The 15,044-nt window shown below is 70.9% G+C and carries 13 protein-coding genes and 1 pseudogene; 11 read left to right on the top strand and 3 right to left on the bottom strand.

Annotation, left to right across the window (positions count from 1 at the left end):
- Together B1L11_RS49185 and B1L11_RS41845 are read right to left on the bottom strand one after the other, a co-directional pair.
- Window positions 1-200, bottom strand: a pseudogene (locus B1L11_RS49185) (hypothetical protein); the annotation flags it as partial.
- Between the two features lie 300 nt (window positions 201-500).
- Complete coding sequence (locus B1L11_RS41845) at window positions 501-884, bottom strand: nuclear transport factor 2 family protein (protein ID WP_079320731.1); 384 nt, start codon at window positions 882-884, stop codon at window positions 501-503.
- A 156-nt stretch (window positions 885-1,040) separates the two neighbouring features.
- Between B1L11_RS41845 and B1L11_RS41850 the strand changes: the two genes are divergently transcribed.
- Entirely contained in the window at window positions 1,041-2,669 is a 1,629-nt protein-coding gene (locus B1L11_RS41850) for an ABC-F family ATP-binding cassette domain-containing protein (RefSeq protein ID WP_079320732.1), read from the top strand.
- Between the two features lie 116 nt (window positions 2,670-2,785).
- Here the strand turns inward: B1L11_RS41850 and B1L11_RS41855 are convergent, their stop codons facing one another.
- Window positions 2,786-4,441 (bottom strand): class I adenylate-forming enzyme family protein, encoded by a 1,656-nt coding sequence (locus B1L11_RS41855; RefSeq protein ID WP_079320733.1) that lies wholly within the window; start codon window positions 4,439-4,441, stop codon window positions 2,786-2,788.
- A gap of 192 nt (window positions 4,442-4,633) precedes the next feature.
- Here B1L11_RS41855 and argC point away from each other — a divergent pair, with 192 nt between their 5' ends.
- The 10 genes from argC to tyrS all read left to right on the top strand — a co-directional run bounded on the left by argC (window position 4,634) and on the right by tyrS (window position 14,471).
- Window positions 4,634-5,656, top strand: coding sequence for an N-acetyl-gamma-glutamyl-phosphate reductase (argC, locus tag B1L11_RS41860; RefSeq protein ID WP_079320734.1), 1,023 nt, complete (start codon window positions 4,634-4,636; stop codon window positions 5,654-5,656).
- Between the two features lie 73 nt (window positions 5,657-5,729).
- The gene (gene argJ / locus B1L11_RS41865; RefSeq protein ID WP_079320735.1) at window positions 5,730-6,884 is read left to right on the top strand and encodes a bifunctional glutamate N-acetyltransferase/amino-acid acetyltransferase ArgJ; all 1,155 of its coding nucleotides are present in this window, start codon (window positions 5,730-5,732) and stop codon (window positions 6,882-6,884) included.
- On the top strand, window positions 6,881-7,834 hold the full coding sequence (gene argB, locus B1L11_RS41870) for an acetylglutamate kinase (RefSeq protein WP_079320736.1): 954 nt from the start codon (window positions 6,881-6,883) through the stop codon (window positions 7,832-7,834). Before argJ ends, argB begins: the two co-directional genes overlap by 4 nt.
- Window positions 7,835-7,875: 41 nt before the next feature.
- Window positions 7,876-9,021, top strand: a complete 1,146-nt coding sequence (locus tag B1L11_RS41875; RefSeq protein WP_239108524.1) for an acetylornithine transaminase — start codon at window positions 7,876-7,878, stop codon at window positions 9,019-9,021.
- Complete coding sequence (argF, locus tag B1L11_RS41880) at window positions 9,014-10,006, top strand: ornithine carbamoyltransferase (RefSeq protein ID WP_079320738.1); 993 nt, start codon at window positions 9,014-9,016, stop codon at window positions 10,004-10,006. Before B1L11_RS41875 ends, argF begins: the two co-directional genes overlap by 8 nt.
- Window positions 10,003-10,587 carry an arginine repressor gene (locus B1L11_RS41885; RefSeq protein ID WP_079320739.1) on the top strand — a complete coding sequence of 195 codons (585 nt, stop codon included), beginning with the start codon at window positions 10,003-10,005 and terminating at the stop codon, window positions 10,585-10,587. Before argF ends, B1L11_RS41885 begins: the two co-directional genes overlap by 4 nt.
- 409 nt (window positions 10,588-10,996) lie before the next feature.
- Window positions 10,997-12,409 carry an argininosuccinate lyase gene (argH, locus tag B1L11_RS41890; protein ID WP_079320740.1) on the top strand — a complete coding sequence of 471 codons (1,413 nt, stop codon included), beginning with the start codon at window positions 10,997-10,999 and terminating at the stop codon, window positions 12,407-12,409.
- Complete coding sequence (locus B1L11_RS53290; RefSeq protein WP_256863354.1) at window positions 12,391-12,525, top strand: DNA-3-methyladenine glycosylase; 135 nt, start codon at window positions 12,391-12,393, stop codon at window positions 12,523-12,525. The genes argH and B1L11_RS53290 overlap by 19 nt, the downstream gene beginning before the upstream one ends.
- Complete coding sequence (locus tag B1L11_RS41895; protein ID WP_256863355.1) at window positions 12,516-13,073, top strand: DNA-3-methyladenine glycosylase; 558 nt, start codon at window positions 12,516-12,518, stop codon at window positions 13,071-13,073. The genes B1L11_RS53290 and B1L11_RS41895 overlap by 10 nt, the downstream gene beginning before the upstream one ends.
- Before the next feature lie 132 nt (window positions 13,074-13,205).
- Window positions 13,206-14,471, top strand: a complete 1,266-nt coding sequence (tyrS, locus tag B1L11_RS41900; protein ID WP_079320741.1) for a tyrosine--tRNA ligase — start codon at window positions 13,206-13,208, stop codon at window positions 14,469-14,471.
- Window positions 14,472-15,044: the final 573 nt, after the last annotated feature.

Here is a 15,044-nt window from a genome sequence, read left to right on the forward strand (position 1 = left end):
AGCAGGTTCGTCGTGTTGCTGGGATTGGGGCCGTCGTCGTAGGTCAGGCCGACGTACCCGGCGCTGCAGTCGGCCGCCTGCGCGGCCGTGGCGGACAGGGTCACGGTCGCGAGTGCCGCGGTCAGGACGCCCGCGAGCGCCGTGGCGAGCGTTCTGCGTAAGCCCGTACGTCTTGCGGTGGGCACGGTGCTGTCGGCCATGTCTGCTCCTCCGATCGGGGGAGGGCCGGGCGGCGCGAGTCGCCGGTAGGGGAGCGCCACCCGGCCCCGGGGTTCGCCGGAGGATCATTGTGAGAACAGCTCTGAAACATGTCAAAGATTAGCTGAAACGTTTCGAGTCCATGAGCTGATAAGGACGGCCTGTAATGCCGGAACGCCGATGAACTTTTCATGCCGATGAGCCGCACGACCGGCAGCGCGGGGAACGCGGCGACGTGGCCGGCCCTCCGGAGCCGTCCGGGAGCGGAAGTCCCGGACGGCTCCTGAGCCCCGTGAGCACGGTCAGGCGGGGACCTTGTCGAGGAAGCCGTACACGTTCCGGATCCGGCCGTCCTCGGCGAGCGCCACGACGTCGAAGCCGATCACGACGGGCTCGGCCGCGCCGTCCGTGCCTTCCGCGCCTTCCGGGCCGAGGTGCCAGGTGAAGCGCGCCGTGTCGTGGTGCCCGTCCACGGGCCCGCCCAGGGTGAACACGAACCCGGGGAACATCTCCTGAGCGCCGGCGATCACCGCGGCGATCCCGTCGTGCCCGGTGACGGCGGCCAGCGGGTCGGTGTAGCCGCCGTCCTCGGTCCACAGCTCCGCCACCGCCTTCGCCCTGGCCTCGGCGTCGCGCTCGTTCCAGGCGGCGATGTAACGCTCGGCCATGGCGGTGTAGTCGGTCATTGTCCACTCCTTCGGGGATGTCTTCCGTGACGACGCCTGAACGGTGTCACGGAGCCCCGAAGAGAGGCGATTACGCGGGAGGTAAACGCCGCACCGTATGGGCGGATCTCGCCGGTCGTGGCATCCGCGTCGGGACCCAGTAAGGTCTGTGTCCTGATGAGCGCCACTCTTGTCGCGAAGGAACTCGCCGCCGGGCACGGCGACCGTGTCCTGTTCTCGGATCTCGATCTGGTCGTCGCGCCCGGTGACGTCGTGGGGCTGGTGGGGGTGAACGGCGCGGGGAAGTCGACGCTGCTGCGCCTGCTGGCCGGCCTCGACGCCCCCGAGCACGGCGGCGTACGGCTCAGCCCGCCCACCGCCAACGTCGGCCATCTGCCGCAGGAGCCCGAACGGCGGCCCGGTGAGACCGTCGCCGCCTTTCTCGCCCGCCGGACCGGTGTCGCCGCCGCGCAGCGGGCCCTCGACGCGGCCACCGAGGCGCTCGTGAGCGGCGATCCCGGGGACGCGTACGCCGAGGCCCTCGAGCGCTGGCTCGCCCTCGGCGGCGCCGACCTGGAGGAACGGGCCGCGGAGGTGGCCGCCGACCTCGGGCTCACGGTCGGCTTGGAGCAGGAGATGACGTCCCTCTCCGGCGGCCAGGCGGCCCGGGTGGGGCTGGCCTCGCTGCTGCTCAGCCGTTACGACGTGTTCCTGCTCGACGAGCCCACCAACGACCTCGACCTCGACGGCCTGGACCGGCTCGAACGCTTCGTGACGGGACTGCGCGCCGGGACCGTGGTCGTCAGTCACGACCGCGAGTTCCTCGCTCGTACGGTGAACAGGGTGGTCGAGCTCGACCTGGCCCAGCGGCAGGTCCGCGCGTACGGCGGCGGTTACGACGCCTACCTGGAGGAGCGCGAGGTCGCCCGCAGGCACGCGCGCGAGCAGTACGAGGAGTACGCCGAGACCAAGGCGTCCTTGGAAACCCGTGCCCGGGCGCAGCGCGCCTGGATGGAGAAGGGCGTCAAGAACGCGCGCCGCAAGGCCACCGACGGCGACAAGATCGGGCGGAAGTTCCGCACCGAGGCGACGGAGAAGCAGGCGGCCAAGGCCCGGCAGACCGAGAGGCTGATCGAGCGGCTGGACGTCGTCGAGGAGCCGCGTAAGGAGTGGGAGCTGCGGATGGAGATCGCCGCCGCCCCTCGCTCCGGGGCCGTGGTCGCGACGCTGCGCGGCGCGGTCGCGCGACGCGGCGCCTTCACGCTCGGGCCCGTCGACCTGCAGATCGACTGGGCGGACCGGGTTGCGATCACCGGCGCGAACGGCTCGGGCAAGAGCACCCTGCTCGGCGTGCTGCTCGGCCGGATACCCCTCGCCGAGGGGACGGCGGCGCTCGGCCCGGGCGTGGTCGTCGGCGAGGTCGACCAGGCCCGCGCCCTTTTCGAAGGCGACGAGCCGCTGCTCGACGCGTTCGGCGCGCTCGTCGACCTGCCGCCCGCCGACGTCCGCACAGTGCTGGCCAAGTTCGGCCTGCGCGCCGACCACGTGCTCCGCCCGGCGGCCACGCTGTCGCCGGGCGAGCGGACGAGGGCGGCCCTCGCTCTCCTTCAGGCCCGTGGGGTCAACCTGCTCGTCCTGGACGAGCCGACCAACCATCTCGACCTTCCGGCGATCGAACAGCTGGAGTCCGCGCTCGCCTCGTACGCGGGGACCCTGCTGCTCGTCACCCACGACCGGCGCATGCTGAAGGCCGTCCACACGACACGCCGCGTCGTCGTCGAGGCCGGCCGGATCCACGAAGGCTGAAACCCCGCAGCGCCCGCGGTTCGACGCGTGGCGACGACGTGCAAGGGCCGGCGAGGAGGCCGACGGCCGCGTTGAAGGATCGTAGGGCGGATGGCCACCCGCCCTACGATCCTCGGTCAGAGGCCCAGGGTCTCCTTGCGCAGGTGGGTCTTGAGGACCTTGCCTCCGGGGTTGCGCGGCAGTTCGGCCTCCCTGAACCAGAACCTCACCGGCACCTTGAACGCCGCGATGCGGCCGCGCAGGAACTCCTGGAGCTCCTCGCCGGTGGCGCCGGCGCCCTGCTTGAGCCGTACGACCGCGCCGACCTGCTCGCCCAGCTCGTCGTCCGGGATGCCGATCACGGCCGCGTCGTCCACCGCGGGGTGCTCGAAAAGGGCGGCCTCGACCTCGGCGCAGTAGACGTTCTCGCCGCCCCTGATGACCATGTCCTTGGCCCGGTCGACGATGTAGACGTAGCCGTCCTCGTCGATGCGGGCCAGGTCGCCCGTGTGCAGCCAGCCGTCCACGAACGTCTCCGCCGTGGCCTCCGGCCGGTTCCAGTAGCCCATGATCACGATCGGTCCGCGCATGCACAGCTCGCCGACCTCGCCGGGCGGCAGCTCCGCGCCGAGCGGGTCGCAGATCTTCACGTCCACGACGGCGAGCGGCAGCCCGATGCTGTCGGGCTTGGCCAGGTAGTCCCCGCCGCTGTTGTAGATCGCGAGCGCGGTCGTCTCGGTCATGCCGTACCCGTTGGCGGGCGTGCGGTTGGGGAGCGACTCGGTGATCCGCTCCAGCAGCTTCGGCGGGGCCGGGGCGCCGCCGTACGAGATGGAGCCGAGCGAGGAGATGTCGTGCTTGTCCAGGTCGGGGTGCGACAGCAGTTGCCAGGCGTTGGTCGGCACGCCGCTCATCACGGTGACCTTCTCGCGCTCGATGAGCTCCAGGGCCCGCTTGGGGTCCCACTTGTACATCAGTACGAGCCCGCCGCCGCTGAACATCGTGGTCATCAGTACGGCGAAGCATCCGGTGACGTGGAAGAGGGGCACGGTCAGCAGGGTGATCCTGCGCTTTTCCGCCGCCGCGGCCACGTCCCTGCCGGCCATGGCCACCGTGCGCATCATCGCGTACGCGACGGTCATCGGCGCCTGACCCAGGTTGCGGTGGCTGCCGAGGGCGCCCTTGGACCTGCCGGTGGTGCCGGAGGTGTAGAAGATCGTGGCGGGGTCGTCGGGGCCGAGCTCGACCTGCGGCAGCGTCACGTCGGGCCGGACCTCGCCGAGGACATCGGCCCAGTTGGCCCCCTCCCCGCGGGTGACGATCATCGGCAGGCCGCTGCCGGCCATCCGGGCGGCGCGCTCGCCGTCGGCGATCACGACCTTGGCGCCCGAGTCGCTCAGGCCGTACTCCAGCTCCTGCTCGGTCCACCAGGCGTTGAGCGGCACGGCCACCGCCCCGGCGGCGAGCACGGCGGAGAAGGAGACGATCCACTCGGGGTAGTTGCGCATCGCCACGGCCACGCGGTCGCCCTTGCGCACGCCGTAGTCGTCCACCAGGCGGTTGGCGAGCGTCGCGGCCAGCCGGAAGTGCTCCTCGTAGGTGATGCGTTCGTCCTCGTAGACGACGAACACCTTGTCCCCGTGGAACCGGGTGATCTCCAGGAGGGCCCGGAAGGTCGCGGGAGCGTGCTTCCACGCCCGGATCTTGTGACCGCCGACCTCGACCTCTTCCATCTCGAAGAGCTGCCCGGGCGCCGTGAGCTGGGCCTGGACCTGTTCGTTCGTGATCGTCATGCTGGCGCACTCCCGGATTCGTTCGTTAACCGGAGGTTTCACGATACCGACCGGTAGGTACGTCGGCTAGATGTCCATCCCTCGGAACGCTGCTTGCATGCTCATGCTTTGCGATGCATACTCTCTACACCAGCAAGAACATGAGGTCCGCTGCATGATCATGCAGAGATCGCGAAGGATCGGGGGGCGCGGATGAGGGCGGCGATCGCCGGGGCCAGCGGCTACGCGGGAGGAGAGCTGCTCCGTCTGCTGCTCGGACACCCCGCCGTCGAGATCGGCGCGCTGACCGCCGCGTCCAGCGCGGGCACCAGGCTCGGCGCCCACCAACCCCACCTGCCGTCGCTGGCCGACCGGGTGATCGAGCAGACCACCCCCGACGTGCTCGCCGGTCACGACGTCGTCTTCCTCGCCCTCCCGCACGGTCAGTCGGCCGCGGTCGCCGCCGAACTCGGCGACGGCACGCTCGTCGTCGACTGCGGCGCCGACTTCCGGCTGACCAGCGCGCAGGAGTGGACAGCATTCTACGGCGGCGTCCACGCCGGCACGTGGCCCTACGGCCTGCCCGAGCTGCCCGGTCAGCGCGAGGTCCTGCGCGGCGCCCGGCGCATCGCCGTCCCCGGCTGCTACCCGACGGCCGCGACGCTGGCGTTGTTCCCCGCCTTCGCGGCCGGGCTGGCCGAGCCCGACGTCGTGGTCGTCGCGGCGAGCGGCGCCTCCGGAGCCGGCCGGGCGCCCAAGGCCAACCTGCTCGGCAGCGAGGTCATGGGCTCGGTCAGCGCGTACGGCGTGGGCGGGGTGCACCGGCACACCCCGGAGATGGAGCAGAACCTGTCGGCGGTCGCCGGACGGCCGGTCCGGGTGTCGTTCACGCCGACCCTCGCGCCGATGAGCCGCGGCATCCTCGCCACCTGCACGGCTCCCGCCGTCTCCGGCGTCACCCCCGCCGCGGTCCGGGAGGCGTACGAGACGGCGGTGAAGGACGAGCCGTTCCTCCACCTGCTGCCCGAGGGGGTCTGGCCGGCGACCGCGATGACGGTCGGGGCCAACACGGCGGTCCTGCAGGTCGCCCTCGACGAGCGGGCCGGTCGGATCGTCGCCGTCGTCGCCATCGACAACCTCACCAAGGGAACCGCGGGAGGCGCGATCCAGAGCGCCAACCTCGCGCTCGGCCTTCCAGAAGAAGCCGGCCTTCCCACCGATGGAGTCGCCCCGTGAGCAAGAGTCCCCTTGGAGGAGCGCGCATGAGCGAGCGAAGCGTTAAGCACAGCGGGATTGGCGAGGGGGCGGCATGAGCGTCACCGCACCGCTGGGCTTCCGCGCCGCGGGAGTCGCCGCCGGGATCAAGAGCGGCGGTGCCCGCGACCTGGCCCTGGTCGTCAACGACGGCCCCTCGCGCGCCGCGGCCGGCGTCTTCACCCGCAACCGCTTCAAGGCCGCGCCCGTCCTGTGGTCGGCTCAGGTCCTCAGCGGCGGCCGGGTCAGGGCCGTCGTCCTCAACTCCGGCGGAGCCAACGCCTGCACCGGCCCGCTGGGCTTCCAGGACACCCATGCCACCGCCGAGAAGGTGGCGGAGGTCCTGGACGACTCCGCGGCCGAGATCGCGGTCTGCTCCACCGGCCTGATCGGCGAGCGGCTGCCGATGGACGCGCTGCTCGGCGGCGTGGGGACCGCGGCCGCCCAGCTCAGCCGCGACGGAGGCCTGGCGGCGGCCGACGCGATCCGGACCACCGACACCGTCAGCAAGATCTCCTTCCGCCGAGGCGAGAACGGCTACATGGTGGGCGGCATGGCCAAGGGCGCCGGGATGCTCGCGCCCGCGCTCGCCACGATGCTGTGCGTGCTGACCACCGACGCCGACCTCACGTCCGAGGAACTCGACACGGTGCTGCGCAAGGCGACCTCCGTGACGTTCGACCGGCTCGACACCGACGGCTGCATGTCGACCAACGACACCGTGCTGCTGCTCGCGAGCGGCGCGTCGGGCGTGCGCCCCGACCTCGCCGAGTTCGAGAAGGTCGTCACCGCCGTCTGCGCGGACCTGGCCCGGCAGCTCCTGGTCGACGCCGAGGGCGCCTCGAAGGCGATCGCCATCGAGGTCGTCGGCGCGGCGTCGGAGGAGGACGCGGTGGCGGTGGGCCGCGCGGTCGCCCGCTCCAACCTGCTCAAGTGCGCGATCCACGGCGAGGACCCCAACTGGGGCCGGGTGGTCAGCGCGGTCGGCACCACCGACGCCGTGTTCGACGCCGAGCGGGTCAACGTGGCGGTCAACGGCATCTGGATCTGTCGCGGCGGCGCGGCGGGAGACGATCGCGCCAAGGTCGACCTGCGGCCCCGCGACGTGACGATCACCATCGACCTGTCCGCCGGCCCGCACACCGCGACCGTGCACACCACGGACCTCACGGCGGCGTACGTGCACGAGAACTCGGCGTACTCGTCATGAGCGTCCGGCGGAACGGCGCACTGGACAAGGCGCACACCCTGATCGAGGCGCTGCCCTGGCTGGCGCGCTTCCACGGCGCGACCGTCGTCATCAAGTACGGCGGCAACGCGATGACGGAGGAGCACCTGCGGGCCAAGTTCGCGGCCGACGTGGTGTTCCTGCGTTACGCCGGCCTGCGGCCGGTGATCGTGCACGGCGGCGGCCCGCAGATCCAGTCGCACCTCGACCTGCTCGGGATCGACAGCCACTTCGTTTCCGGGCTCCGGGTGACCACACCCGAGGCGATGCAGGTCGTCCGGATGGTCCTGGTCGGCCAGGTCAACCGCGACGTGGTCGGGCTGATCAACGGGCACGGGCCGTTCGCGGTCGGCATGTCCGGCGAGGACGCCCACCTGTTCACCGCCGAGCGCAAGCACGTCGTCGTGGACGGCGTCAAGGTCGACATCGGCCAGGTCGGGGAGATCGTCCGGGTCGAGGCCGGAGCCGTGCGGGCCCTGCTGGACGACGGCCGCATCCCGGTGGTGTCGTCCGTGGCCCGCGGCGAGGACGGCGGGATCTACAACGTCAACGCCGACACCGCCGCGGCCGCTCTCGCCGTGGCGCTCCAGGCGTCGAAGCTCATCGTCCTCACCGACGTCGAGGGGCTCTACGCCGACTGGCCCAACAGCGAGGAGGTCGTCAGTCGCATCGGGGCGTCCGAACTCGCCGCGTTGCTGCCCTCGCTGTCCAGTGGCATGGTGCCGAAGATGGAGGCATGCCTGGCCGCCGTGCGCGGCGGCGTGCCCCAGGCCCACGTGCTCGACGGGCGGGTGCCGCACGCGCTGCTGCTGGAGGTCTTCACCGACGAGGGCATCGGGACGATGGTCGAGCCAGACGACGCCGTTCCGGCGGTGCGAGGCGGGACCGGAGCGACGGCGGACGGCACCGTGAACGGGGAGGTTGCCAGGTGACCACCAACGACGAACTGCGCGGACGCTTCGAAGCGGCGTTCATGCGCAACTACGGGGTGCCGCCGGTCGCCATCGCCCGCGGCGAGGGCTGCGCCGTCTGGGACGTGGAAGGGCGCCGCTACCTCGACCTCATCGGCGGCATCGCGGTGACCTCCCTCGGCCACAACCACCCGGCCCTGGTCGAGGCGGTGTCCCGGCAGGTGGCGACTCTCGCGCACACCTCGAACCTGTTCCTGCACGAGCCCGAGGTGCTGCTCGCCGAGAAGCTGCTCGCCCTGCTCGGAGAGCCGGCGCGGGTCTTCCTCTCCAACTCCGGCACCGAGGCCAACGAGGCCGCGGTCAAGATCGCCATCAAGTACGGCAGGACGCACGGCCGCGGCTACATGGTCGCGACGGAGAACGGCTTCCACGGCCGCACGCTCGGTGCGCTGTCACTGACGGGCAAGCCTGCGATCCGCGACCAGTTCGGGCCGTTCCCGCTCGACGTCCGGTTCGTACCGTACGGCGACGCGGACGCGCTCAAGAACGCGGTGACCGAGGACTGCGCCGCGGTCTTCCTGGAGCCCACCCAGGGTGAGGCGGGTGTCATCCCACCGCCCGACGGCTACTTCCGCACCGCCAGGGAGATCTGCTCCTCGGCGGGGGCACTCCTCGTCGCCGACGAGATCCAGTCGGCCATCGGCCGCACCGGGCATTGGTTCGCCCACCAGGTGGAGGGGGTCGTCCCCGACGTCCTGACGCTGGCCAAGGGCCTCGGCGGCGGCCTGCCGATCGGCGCCTGCATCGGCTTCGGCGAGGCCGGCGAGGTCTTCGCCAAGGGCGACCACGGCTCGACCTTCGGCGGCAACCCGGTTTCCTGCGCGGCGGCGCTCGCGGTGCTGAACACGATCGAGCGTGACGGGCTGCTCGGTAATGTCGTGAAGGTGGGAGCGCTGCTGTCCGAGGGCATCGCCGCCGTGCGGCATCCCTTGCTGAAGGGGGTGAGGGGACGCGGGCTGTGGCTGGCCGCCGTGCTCACCGCGCCGAAGTCGGCGCAGGTGCAGGCGGTGGCACAGGAGGCCGGATTCCTGGTCAACGCCCTTCAGCCCGACGCGGTACGGCTCGCGCCGCCGCTTGTCATCACCGAATCCGACGTGCAGACCTTCCTCGACGCGCTGCCCGGCATCCTGGAGGCCGCAGATGCCTGAGAACGACCTCGTGAACCCCGTCGCCAGCACGAGCCAGGGCGCGGACTCGGCGCGAGTCCGACATTTCCTGCGGGACGACGACCTGTCGCCGGAGGAGCAGGCGCAGGTGCTCGACCTCGCCGAGGCCATGAAGAAGGACCGGTTCGGCTACCGGCCCTTCGAGGGCCCTCGCACGGTCGCCGTCCTGTTCGACAAGCCATCCACTCGCACCCGGGTCTCCTTCACCGTCGGCGTGGCGGAACTGGGCGGCCAGCCTCTGCTCATGGACCTCGGCACCTCCCAGATGGGACGCGGAGAGCCGATCGAGGACACCGCGCGGGTGCTGTCCCGGCAGGTCGCGGCGATCGTGTGGCGGACGGCGGGCCAGGAGCGCATCGAGGTGATGGCGGCCCACTCGTCGGTGCCGGTGGTGAACGCGCTGACCGACGAGTTCCACCCCTGCCAGATCCTCGCCGACCTGCAGACGATCCGGGAGCACAAGGGCTCGCCCCGGGGCCTCACGCTCGCCTACCTCGGCGACGGCGCCAACAACATGGCCCACTCCTACCTGCTGGGCGGCGCCACGGCCGGCATGCACGTCCGGATCGGGGCGCCGGTGGGCTACCTGCCCGACGCCCTGGTCATGGAGCGGGCTGCCGAGATCGCGGCGGCCACGGGCGGGTCGGTCACGGCGGTGAGCGATCCGGAGGCCGCGGTGGCTGGAGCGCATGTCGTCGCGACCGACACGTGGGTGTCCATGGGCCAGGACGGCAAGGACGAGCGGGTCGCCGCCTTCGCCTCCTACCAGGTGAGCACGGCCCTGCTCGGCTTGGCGGACCCGGACGCGATCGTGCTTCACTGCCTCCCGGCATACCGGGGCTTGGAGATCGCCGCGGACGTCATCGACGGGCCGCAGAGCGTGGTGTGGGACCAGGCGGAGAACCGGCTGCACGCCCAGAAGGCGCTGCTGCACTGGCTGGCGACGCGAGGTGCGGAGGGGTCGTGACCATCCCGCTGACGAAGGCGGCCCGGCACGCACGCATCGTGGAGCTGCTGACCAGGCACAAGGTCCGCTCGCAGCCCGAGCTGGCCAAGCTTCTGGCGGAGCAGGGAGTGGAGGTCACCCAGGCCACGCTCTCCCGCGATCTCGACGAGCTGGGCGCGCTGAAGCTGCGGGCCGACGACGGCACGCTGGTCTACGCGCTGCCGGGTGAGGGCGGAGGGCGGATACCGCTCTACCGGACCGGTGCCGCGAACGGCTTGCCGGAGAACCCGGACGCGCGGCTGCGGAGGATCGCCGAGGAGCTTCTGGTGTCGGCCGAGGCGTCGGCCAACCTCGTGATCCTGCGCACGCCGCCGGGAGCGGCACAGTTCCTCGCTTCGGCCATCGACCACGCGGGCTGGGAGTCCATCCTCGGCACGGTGGCCGGTGACGACACGATCCTCGTCATCAGCCGTGACCCGACCGGAGGGCAGGCGCTGGCGGAAACCCTGCTCAACCTGGCCACCCGCCGTCCGCCCGACGTGACCAGGCACAAGCTCACCGCGGAGGTCCGCGACCACGGCAGTGAGAATCAGGAACCATGACGGAGACGGGCCCACTGGCGGGCGGACTCGGCACGTCGGTGGCCATCCCCTACCTCGCCGGGAGGACTGGTGCGGAGGCCGCCGGGGAAGGGCCTGCCGATCGACGTCAGCCGGAGACCGCCGCACTCGACGGACCACAACGAAACGCGGCCGCGCGGGACGCTCGCCAGGCCTGATTCACCCGGCATACGCCCCGGTTCCGGTGCAGGGACCGGGGCGTACGTCGGCTAAGGTCGCGGATTAGTCCCGCAGCAGGATCCGCGTGAAGGATTCGCGCCGACGGTTCATCGAGAAACCGGAAAAGGCGCAAGGATCCACGTACGACGGCCCGGGCGGGAACGGCGCGCGGTCATCTTTTCTGCAGGGACTTGAATATCGGAGGGAGAAGACGGTGGCGGACAACAAGCCGATGCGGCTCTGGGGTGGCAGGTTCGAGGGGGGACCCGCGGACGCCCTCACGCGCCTGTCGGTGAGCGTGCAGTTCGACTGGCGGCTCGCGCCGTACGATCTGCTGGCCTCGCGCGCGCACGCGCGCGTGCTGCACCGCGCCGGGCTGCTGACGCAGGAGGAACTCGACCGCATGCTGGGCGCGCTCGACGACCTCGACCGGGCGTGCCGCAAGGGGGAGTTCCGCCCCACCGTGGCCGACGAGGACGTGCACACGGCCCTGGAGCGCGGCCTGCTCGAACGGCTCGGCTCGCTGGGCGGCAAGCTCCGCGCCGGCCGCAGCCGCAACGACCAGATCGCCACCGACCTGCGCCTCTACCTGCGTGACCACGTCCGCATGATCGTCTCCCGGCTCGTCGAGCTGGAGACCGCGCTGATCAGCCAGGCCGAGGAGAACGCCGACGTCGCCGCCCCCGGCATGACGCACCTGCAGCACGCCCAGCCCGTGTCGTTCGGCCACCAGCTTCTGGCCCACGTCCACGCGCTCACCCGGGACGTGGACCGCCTCCGGGACTGGGACAGGCGCGCGGCGGTCTCGCCGCTCGGCTCGGGCGCGCTGGCCGGGTCCTCCCTCCCGCTCGACCCTGCCGCCGTCGCCGCCGAACTCGGGTTCGACGCCCCCGCGCCGAACTCGATGGACGCCGTCGCCGACCGCGACTTCGCCGCCGAGTTCCTGTTCTGCGCGGCCCTGATCGGCGTGCACATCTCCCGGCTCGGCGAGGAGATCGTGCTGTGGGCCTCGCAGGAGTTCCGGTGGATCGAGGTGGACGACGCCTACTCCACCGGCTCGTCGATCATGCCGCAGAAGAAGAACCCCGACGTGGCCGAGCTGGCCAGGGGCAAGAGCGGCCGGCTGATCGGTTCGCTGATGTCGCTGCTGACGACCCTCAAGGGCCTGCCGCTCACCTACAACCGCGACCTGCAGGAGGACAAGGAGCCGGTGTTCGACGCGGTCGACACCCTGCTCCTGGTGCTCCCCGCCGTGTCGGGCATGGTCTCCACGATGCGCGTGAACAAGGCCAAGCTGGAGGCCAGTGCGCCCGACGGCTTCGCCCTGGCCACCGATCTCGCCGAACTGCTGGTCCGCCGCGGGGTGCCGTTCCGCGAGGCGCACGAGGCCGTCGGCCACCTGGTGGTGTGGTGCCAGGTGAACGACAAGGATCTCGGCGAGCTCACCGACGACGAGCTGGCCAAGGTCTCCCCGCACTTCGCCGTCGACGCCAGCGGTGCGAGCGTCCGTGACGTGCTGAACGTGCACGGCGCGCTGGCCGCCCGCAGCGCCTTCGGGGGCACCGCGCCCGACCGGGTCCGCGACCAGATCGCGAACCTCCGGGAGGTCGTCGACGGTCAGGCGGCATGGGCGAACGAGAACTGATCGAGGAGGTCGCGGGCGCCCCGCTCGACCGCGACTTCTTCGACCGCCCTTCTGACGTGGTCGCCCCCGACCTGCTCGGCCGCGTGGTCGTGCACGGGTCGGTGGCGTGCGGCTGAGCGAGGTCGAGGCGTACGGCGGGCCGGGGCAGGACCCGGCCTCCCACACCTACCGGGGACGTACTCCGCGTAACTCGGTCATGTTCGGGCCGCCGGGGCACCTCTACGTCTACTTCACGTACGGCATGCACTACTGCGCCAATCTGGTGTGCATGCCCGCGGGCACCGGTTCGGCCGTACTGTTACGCGCCGGCGAGGTGATCGCGGGAGTGCACACCGCGCGCGTCCGGCGCATGCCGCACGCCGACGGCCCGGACCTGGAAGGCCTGGTGCGGCGCATTCCGGACCGCGACCTCGCGCGTGGACCGGCCCGGCTCACGGTGGCGCTCGGCGTGGTGCGGGAGCACAACGGGTCGGACTGCTGCTCCGGCGGCCCCATCCAGGTGCACGAGGGCCGGCCCGTGCCGTCCGGCCAGGTCAGGACAGGTCCTCGCACCGGCGTGTCGGCGGGCGCCGAGACGCCCTGGAGGTTCTGGATCGACGGCGACCCCACCGTCTCGCCGTACCGTGCGCACGTTCCCCGGCGCCGAGGCCGCGCCGCGAGCTGACGCGAAGGTATGAAGTGGCGATAAGGTTCCGTGATCAGGCAGGCTTGTACGGAAGCCCGTACTTCCACCATTCGATAAGCGAAAGCCACGACCGTGACCGCAACTTCAGGCAACCTCGTGCCGACGTCGGAGATGGCTGACATCCTCGACGAGCTCGAGTGGCGCGACGTGATCGCGCAGACGACCGACATCGACGCGCTGCGCAAGGCGCTGGCCGACGGTCCGATCACCGTTTATGCGGGCTTCGACCCGACCGCGCCCTCTCTGCACGTGGGCAACCTGGCCACGCTGCTGATCCTGACCCGCTTCCAGCGGGCGGGCCACCGGCCCATCGGCCTGGTAGGAGGCGCCACCGGTTTGATCGGCGACCCGAGCGGCCGGAGCACCGAGCGGGCGCTGAACTCCAGCGACATCGTCGCCGAATGGGTGTCACGAATCCGGGTGCAGGTCGAGAAGTTCCTGTCGTTCGACGAAGGACCGACGGCGGCCACGCTGGTCAGCAACCTCGACTGGACCGCGAATCTGTCGGCGATCGACTTCCTCCGGGACGTCGGCAAGCACTTCCCCGTCAACCGCATGCTGGCGAGGGAGTCGGTGTCCGCCCGGCTGGCAGGTGAGGGACTCAGCTACACCGAGTTCAGCTACCAGATCCTGCAGGCCAACGACTACCTGGAGCTGTACCGGCGGCACGGATGCACGTTGCAGCTCGGCGGCAGCGACCAGTGGGGCAACATCACCGCGGGTGTCGATCTGATCCGCCGGGTCGAGGGCGGTCACGTCCACGCGCTCACCGGCAAGCTGATCACCAAGGCCGACGGGACCAAGTTCGGCAAGACGGCAGGCGGGGCGATCTGGCTCGACCCCGCGCTGACCTCGCCGTACGCCTTCTACCAGTTCTGGCTGAACGCCGACGACCGCGATGTCGTGCGGTTCCTGAAGGTCTTCACCTTCCGGACACGGGAGGAGATCGAGGAGCTGGAGAAGGCCGTGGCCGAGCGGCCGGCGGCTCGCGAGGCACAGCGCGCCCTGGCCGAGGACCTGACCACTCTGGTGCACGGCTCCGACGAGCTGGCCCGCGTGATCGCCGCGTCGCGCGCGCTGTTCGGGCAGGGCTCACTGACCGAACTCGACGCCCGCACGCTGGAGTCCGCTCTCGCCGAGGTGCCCAAGGCGGTCGTGCCCACCCTGGGCGCGCCGTACGTCGAGCTGCTCGCGCAGAGCGGCCTGGTGGAGTCGAAGTCCGCGGCACGCCGGGCCGTCAAGGAGGGCGGCGCGTACCTGAACAACACGAAGATCACCGACGAGGAGTACGTGCCCTCGGCGGACGACCTCCTGCACGGCCGATTCCTCGTGCTGCGCAGGGGCAAGAAGACGGTCGGCGGCATCGAGGTCGCCTGACCTCCCGCACTGACCTTCCGCGCATCGGCAGCCGCCTCGGTCCCGGACCGGGGCGGCTGTTTCATGGCCAAGAGTTGTTGTGACGAAGGTAACAATCGTATGGCGTCGAGGGTGGCAGACGCCGGAAGTACCCGTCTGACCTAGGGTTTCGGCCATCTCGGCGTGATTTGACGGCAGGGTCGGCGTTGCCTAATGTTTTCTTCGCCCCCGGGGAGTGCGGGACGCCGACAGGCGGCCGGACCCGGCGGGCAAGCCACTCCGACAGCCATCCAGACGAGGCGTTCGCGTCGAGTCCGGGTCGTTCGTGGCGCGGTCAGACCGAAAGGTTTGACGCGAGGCGGGCGAGGGTTTAGTATGGAGTGGTTGCCCCGAGAGGGGTGGTCACTCTAACAAGAGCATCGGCCGAGATCGTATGGCCCTCCAGGTCTGGGATGCGGCGATCGTCGTAGAGTCGGCCGAACGGAAGTCATCGCCCTGGATCTCGGGACCCCTCGGTGGGTTTCGGGTGATGGTGGTCGCGTCCGTTTCTTGAGAACTCAACAGTGTGCTAAAAGCCAGTGCATGAATCATGCA

It is taken from the genome of Microbispora sp. GKU 823 (assembly GCF_002027145.1).
Taxonomy (GTDB): Bacteria; Actinomycetota; Actinomycetes; order Streptosporangiales; family Streptosporangiaceae; genus Microbispora; species Microbispora siamensis.

Bases quoted from the DNA above. Each gene is read 5' to 3' on its own strand.
- B1L11_RS41845 (WP_079320731.1), bottom strand. From the start codon at position 884: ATGACCGACTACACCGCCATGGCCGAGCGTTACATCGCCGCCTGGAAC.
- argF (WP_079320738.1), top strand. From the start codon at position 9,014: ATGCCTGAGAACGACCTCGTGAACCCCGTCGCCAGCACGAGCCAGGGC.
- argH (WP_079320740.1), top strand. From the start codon at position 10,997: ATGCGGCTCTGGGGTGGCAGGTTCGAGGGGGGACCCGCGGACGCCCTC.
- argC (WP_079320734.1), top strand. From the start codon at position 4,634: ATGAGGGCGGCGATCGCCGGGGCCAGCGGCTACGCGGGAGGAGAGCTG.
- argJ (WP_079320735.1), top strand. From the start codon at position 5,730: ATGAGCGTCACCGCACCGCTGGGCTTCCGCGCCGCGGGAGTCGCCGCC.
- tyrS (WP_079320741.1), top strand. From the start codon at position 13,206: ATGGCTGACATCCTCGACGAGCTCGAGTGGCGCGACGTGATCGCGCAG.
- B1L11_RS41850 (WP_079320732.1), top strand. From the start codon at position 1,041: ATGAGCGCCACTCTTGTCGCGAAGGAACTCGCCGCCGGGCACGGCGAC.
- B1L11_RS41875 (WP_239108524.1), top strand. From the start codon at position 7,876: ATGCGCAACTACGGGGTGCCGCCGGTCGCCATCGCCCGCGGCGAGGGC.
- argB (WP_079320736.1), top strand. From the start codon at position 6,881: ATGAGCGTCCGGCGGAACGGCGCACTGGACAAGGCGCACACCCTGATC.
- B1L11_RS53290 (WP_256863354.1), top strand. From the start codon at position 12,391: ATGGGCGAACGAGAACTGATCGAGGAGGTCGCGGGCGCCCCGCTCGAC.
- B1L11_RS41855 (WP_079320733.1), bottom strand. From the start codon at position 4,441: ATGACGATCACGAACGAACAGGTCCAGGCCCAGCTCACGGCGCCCGGG.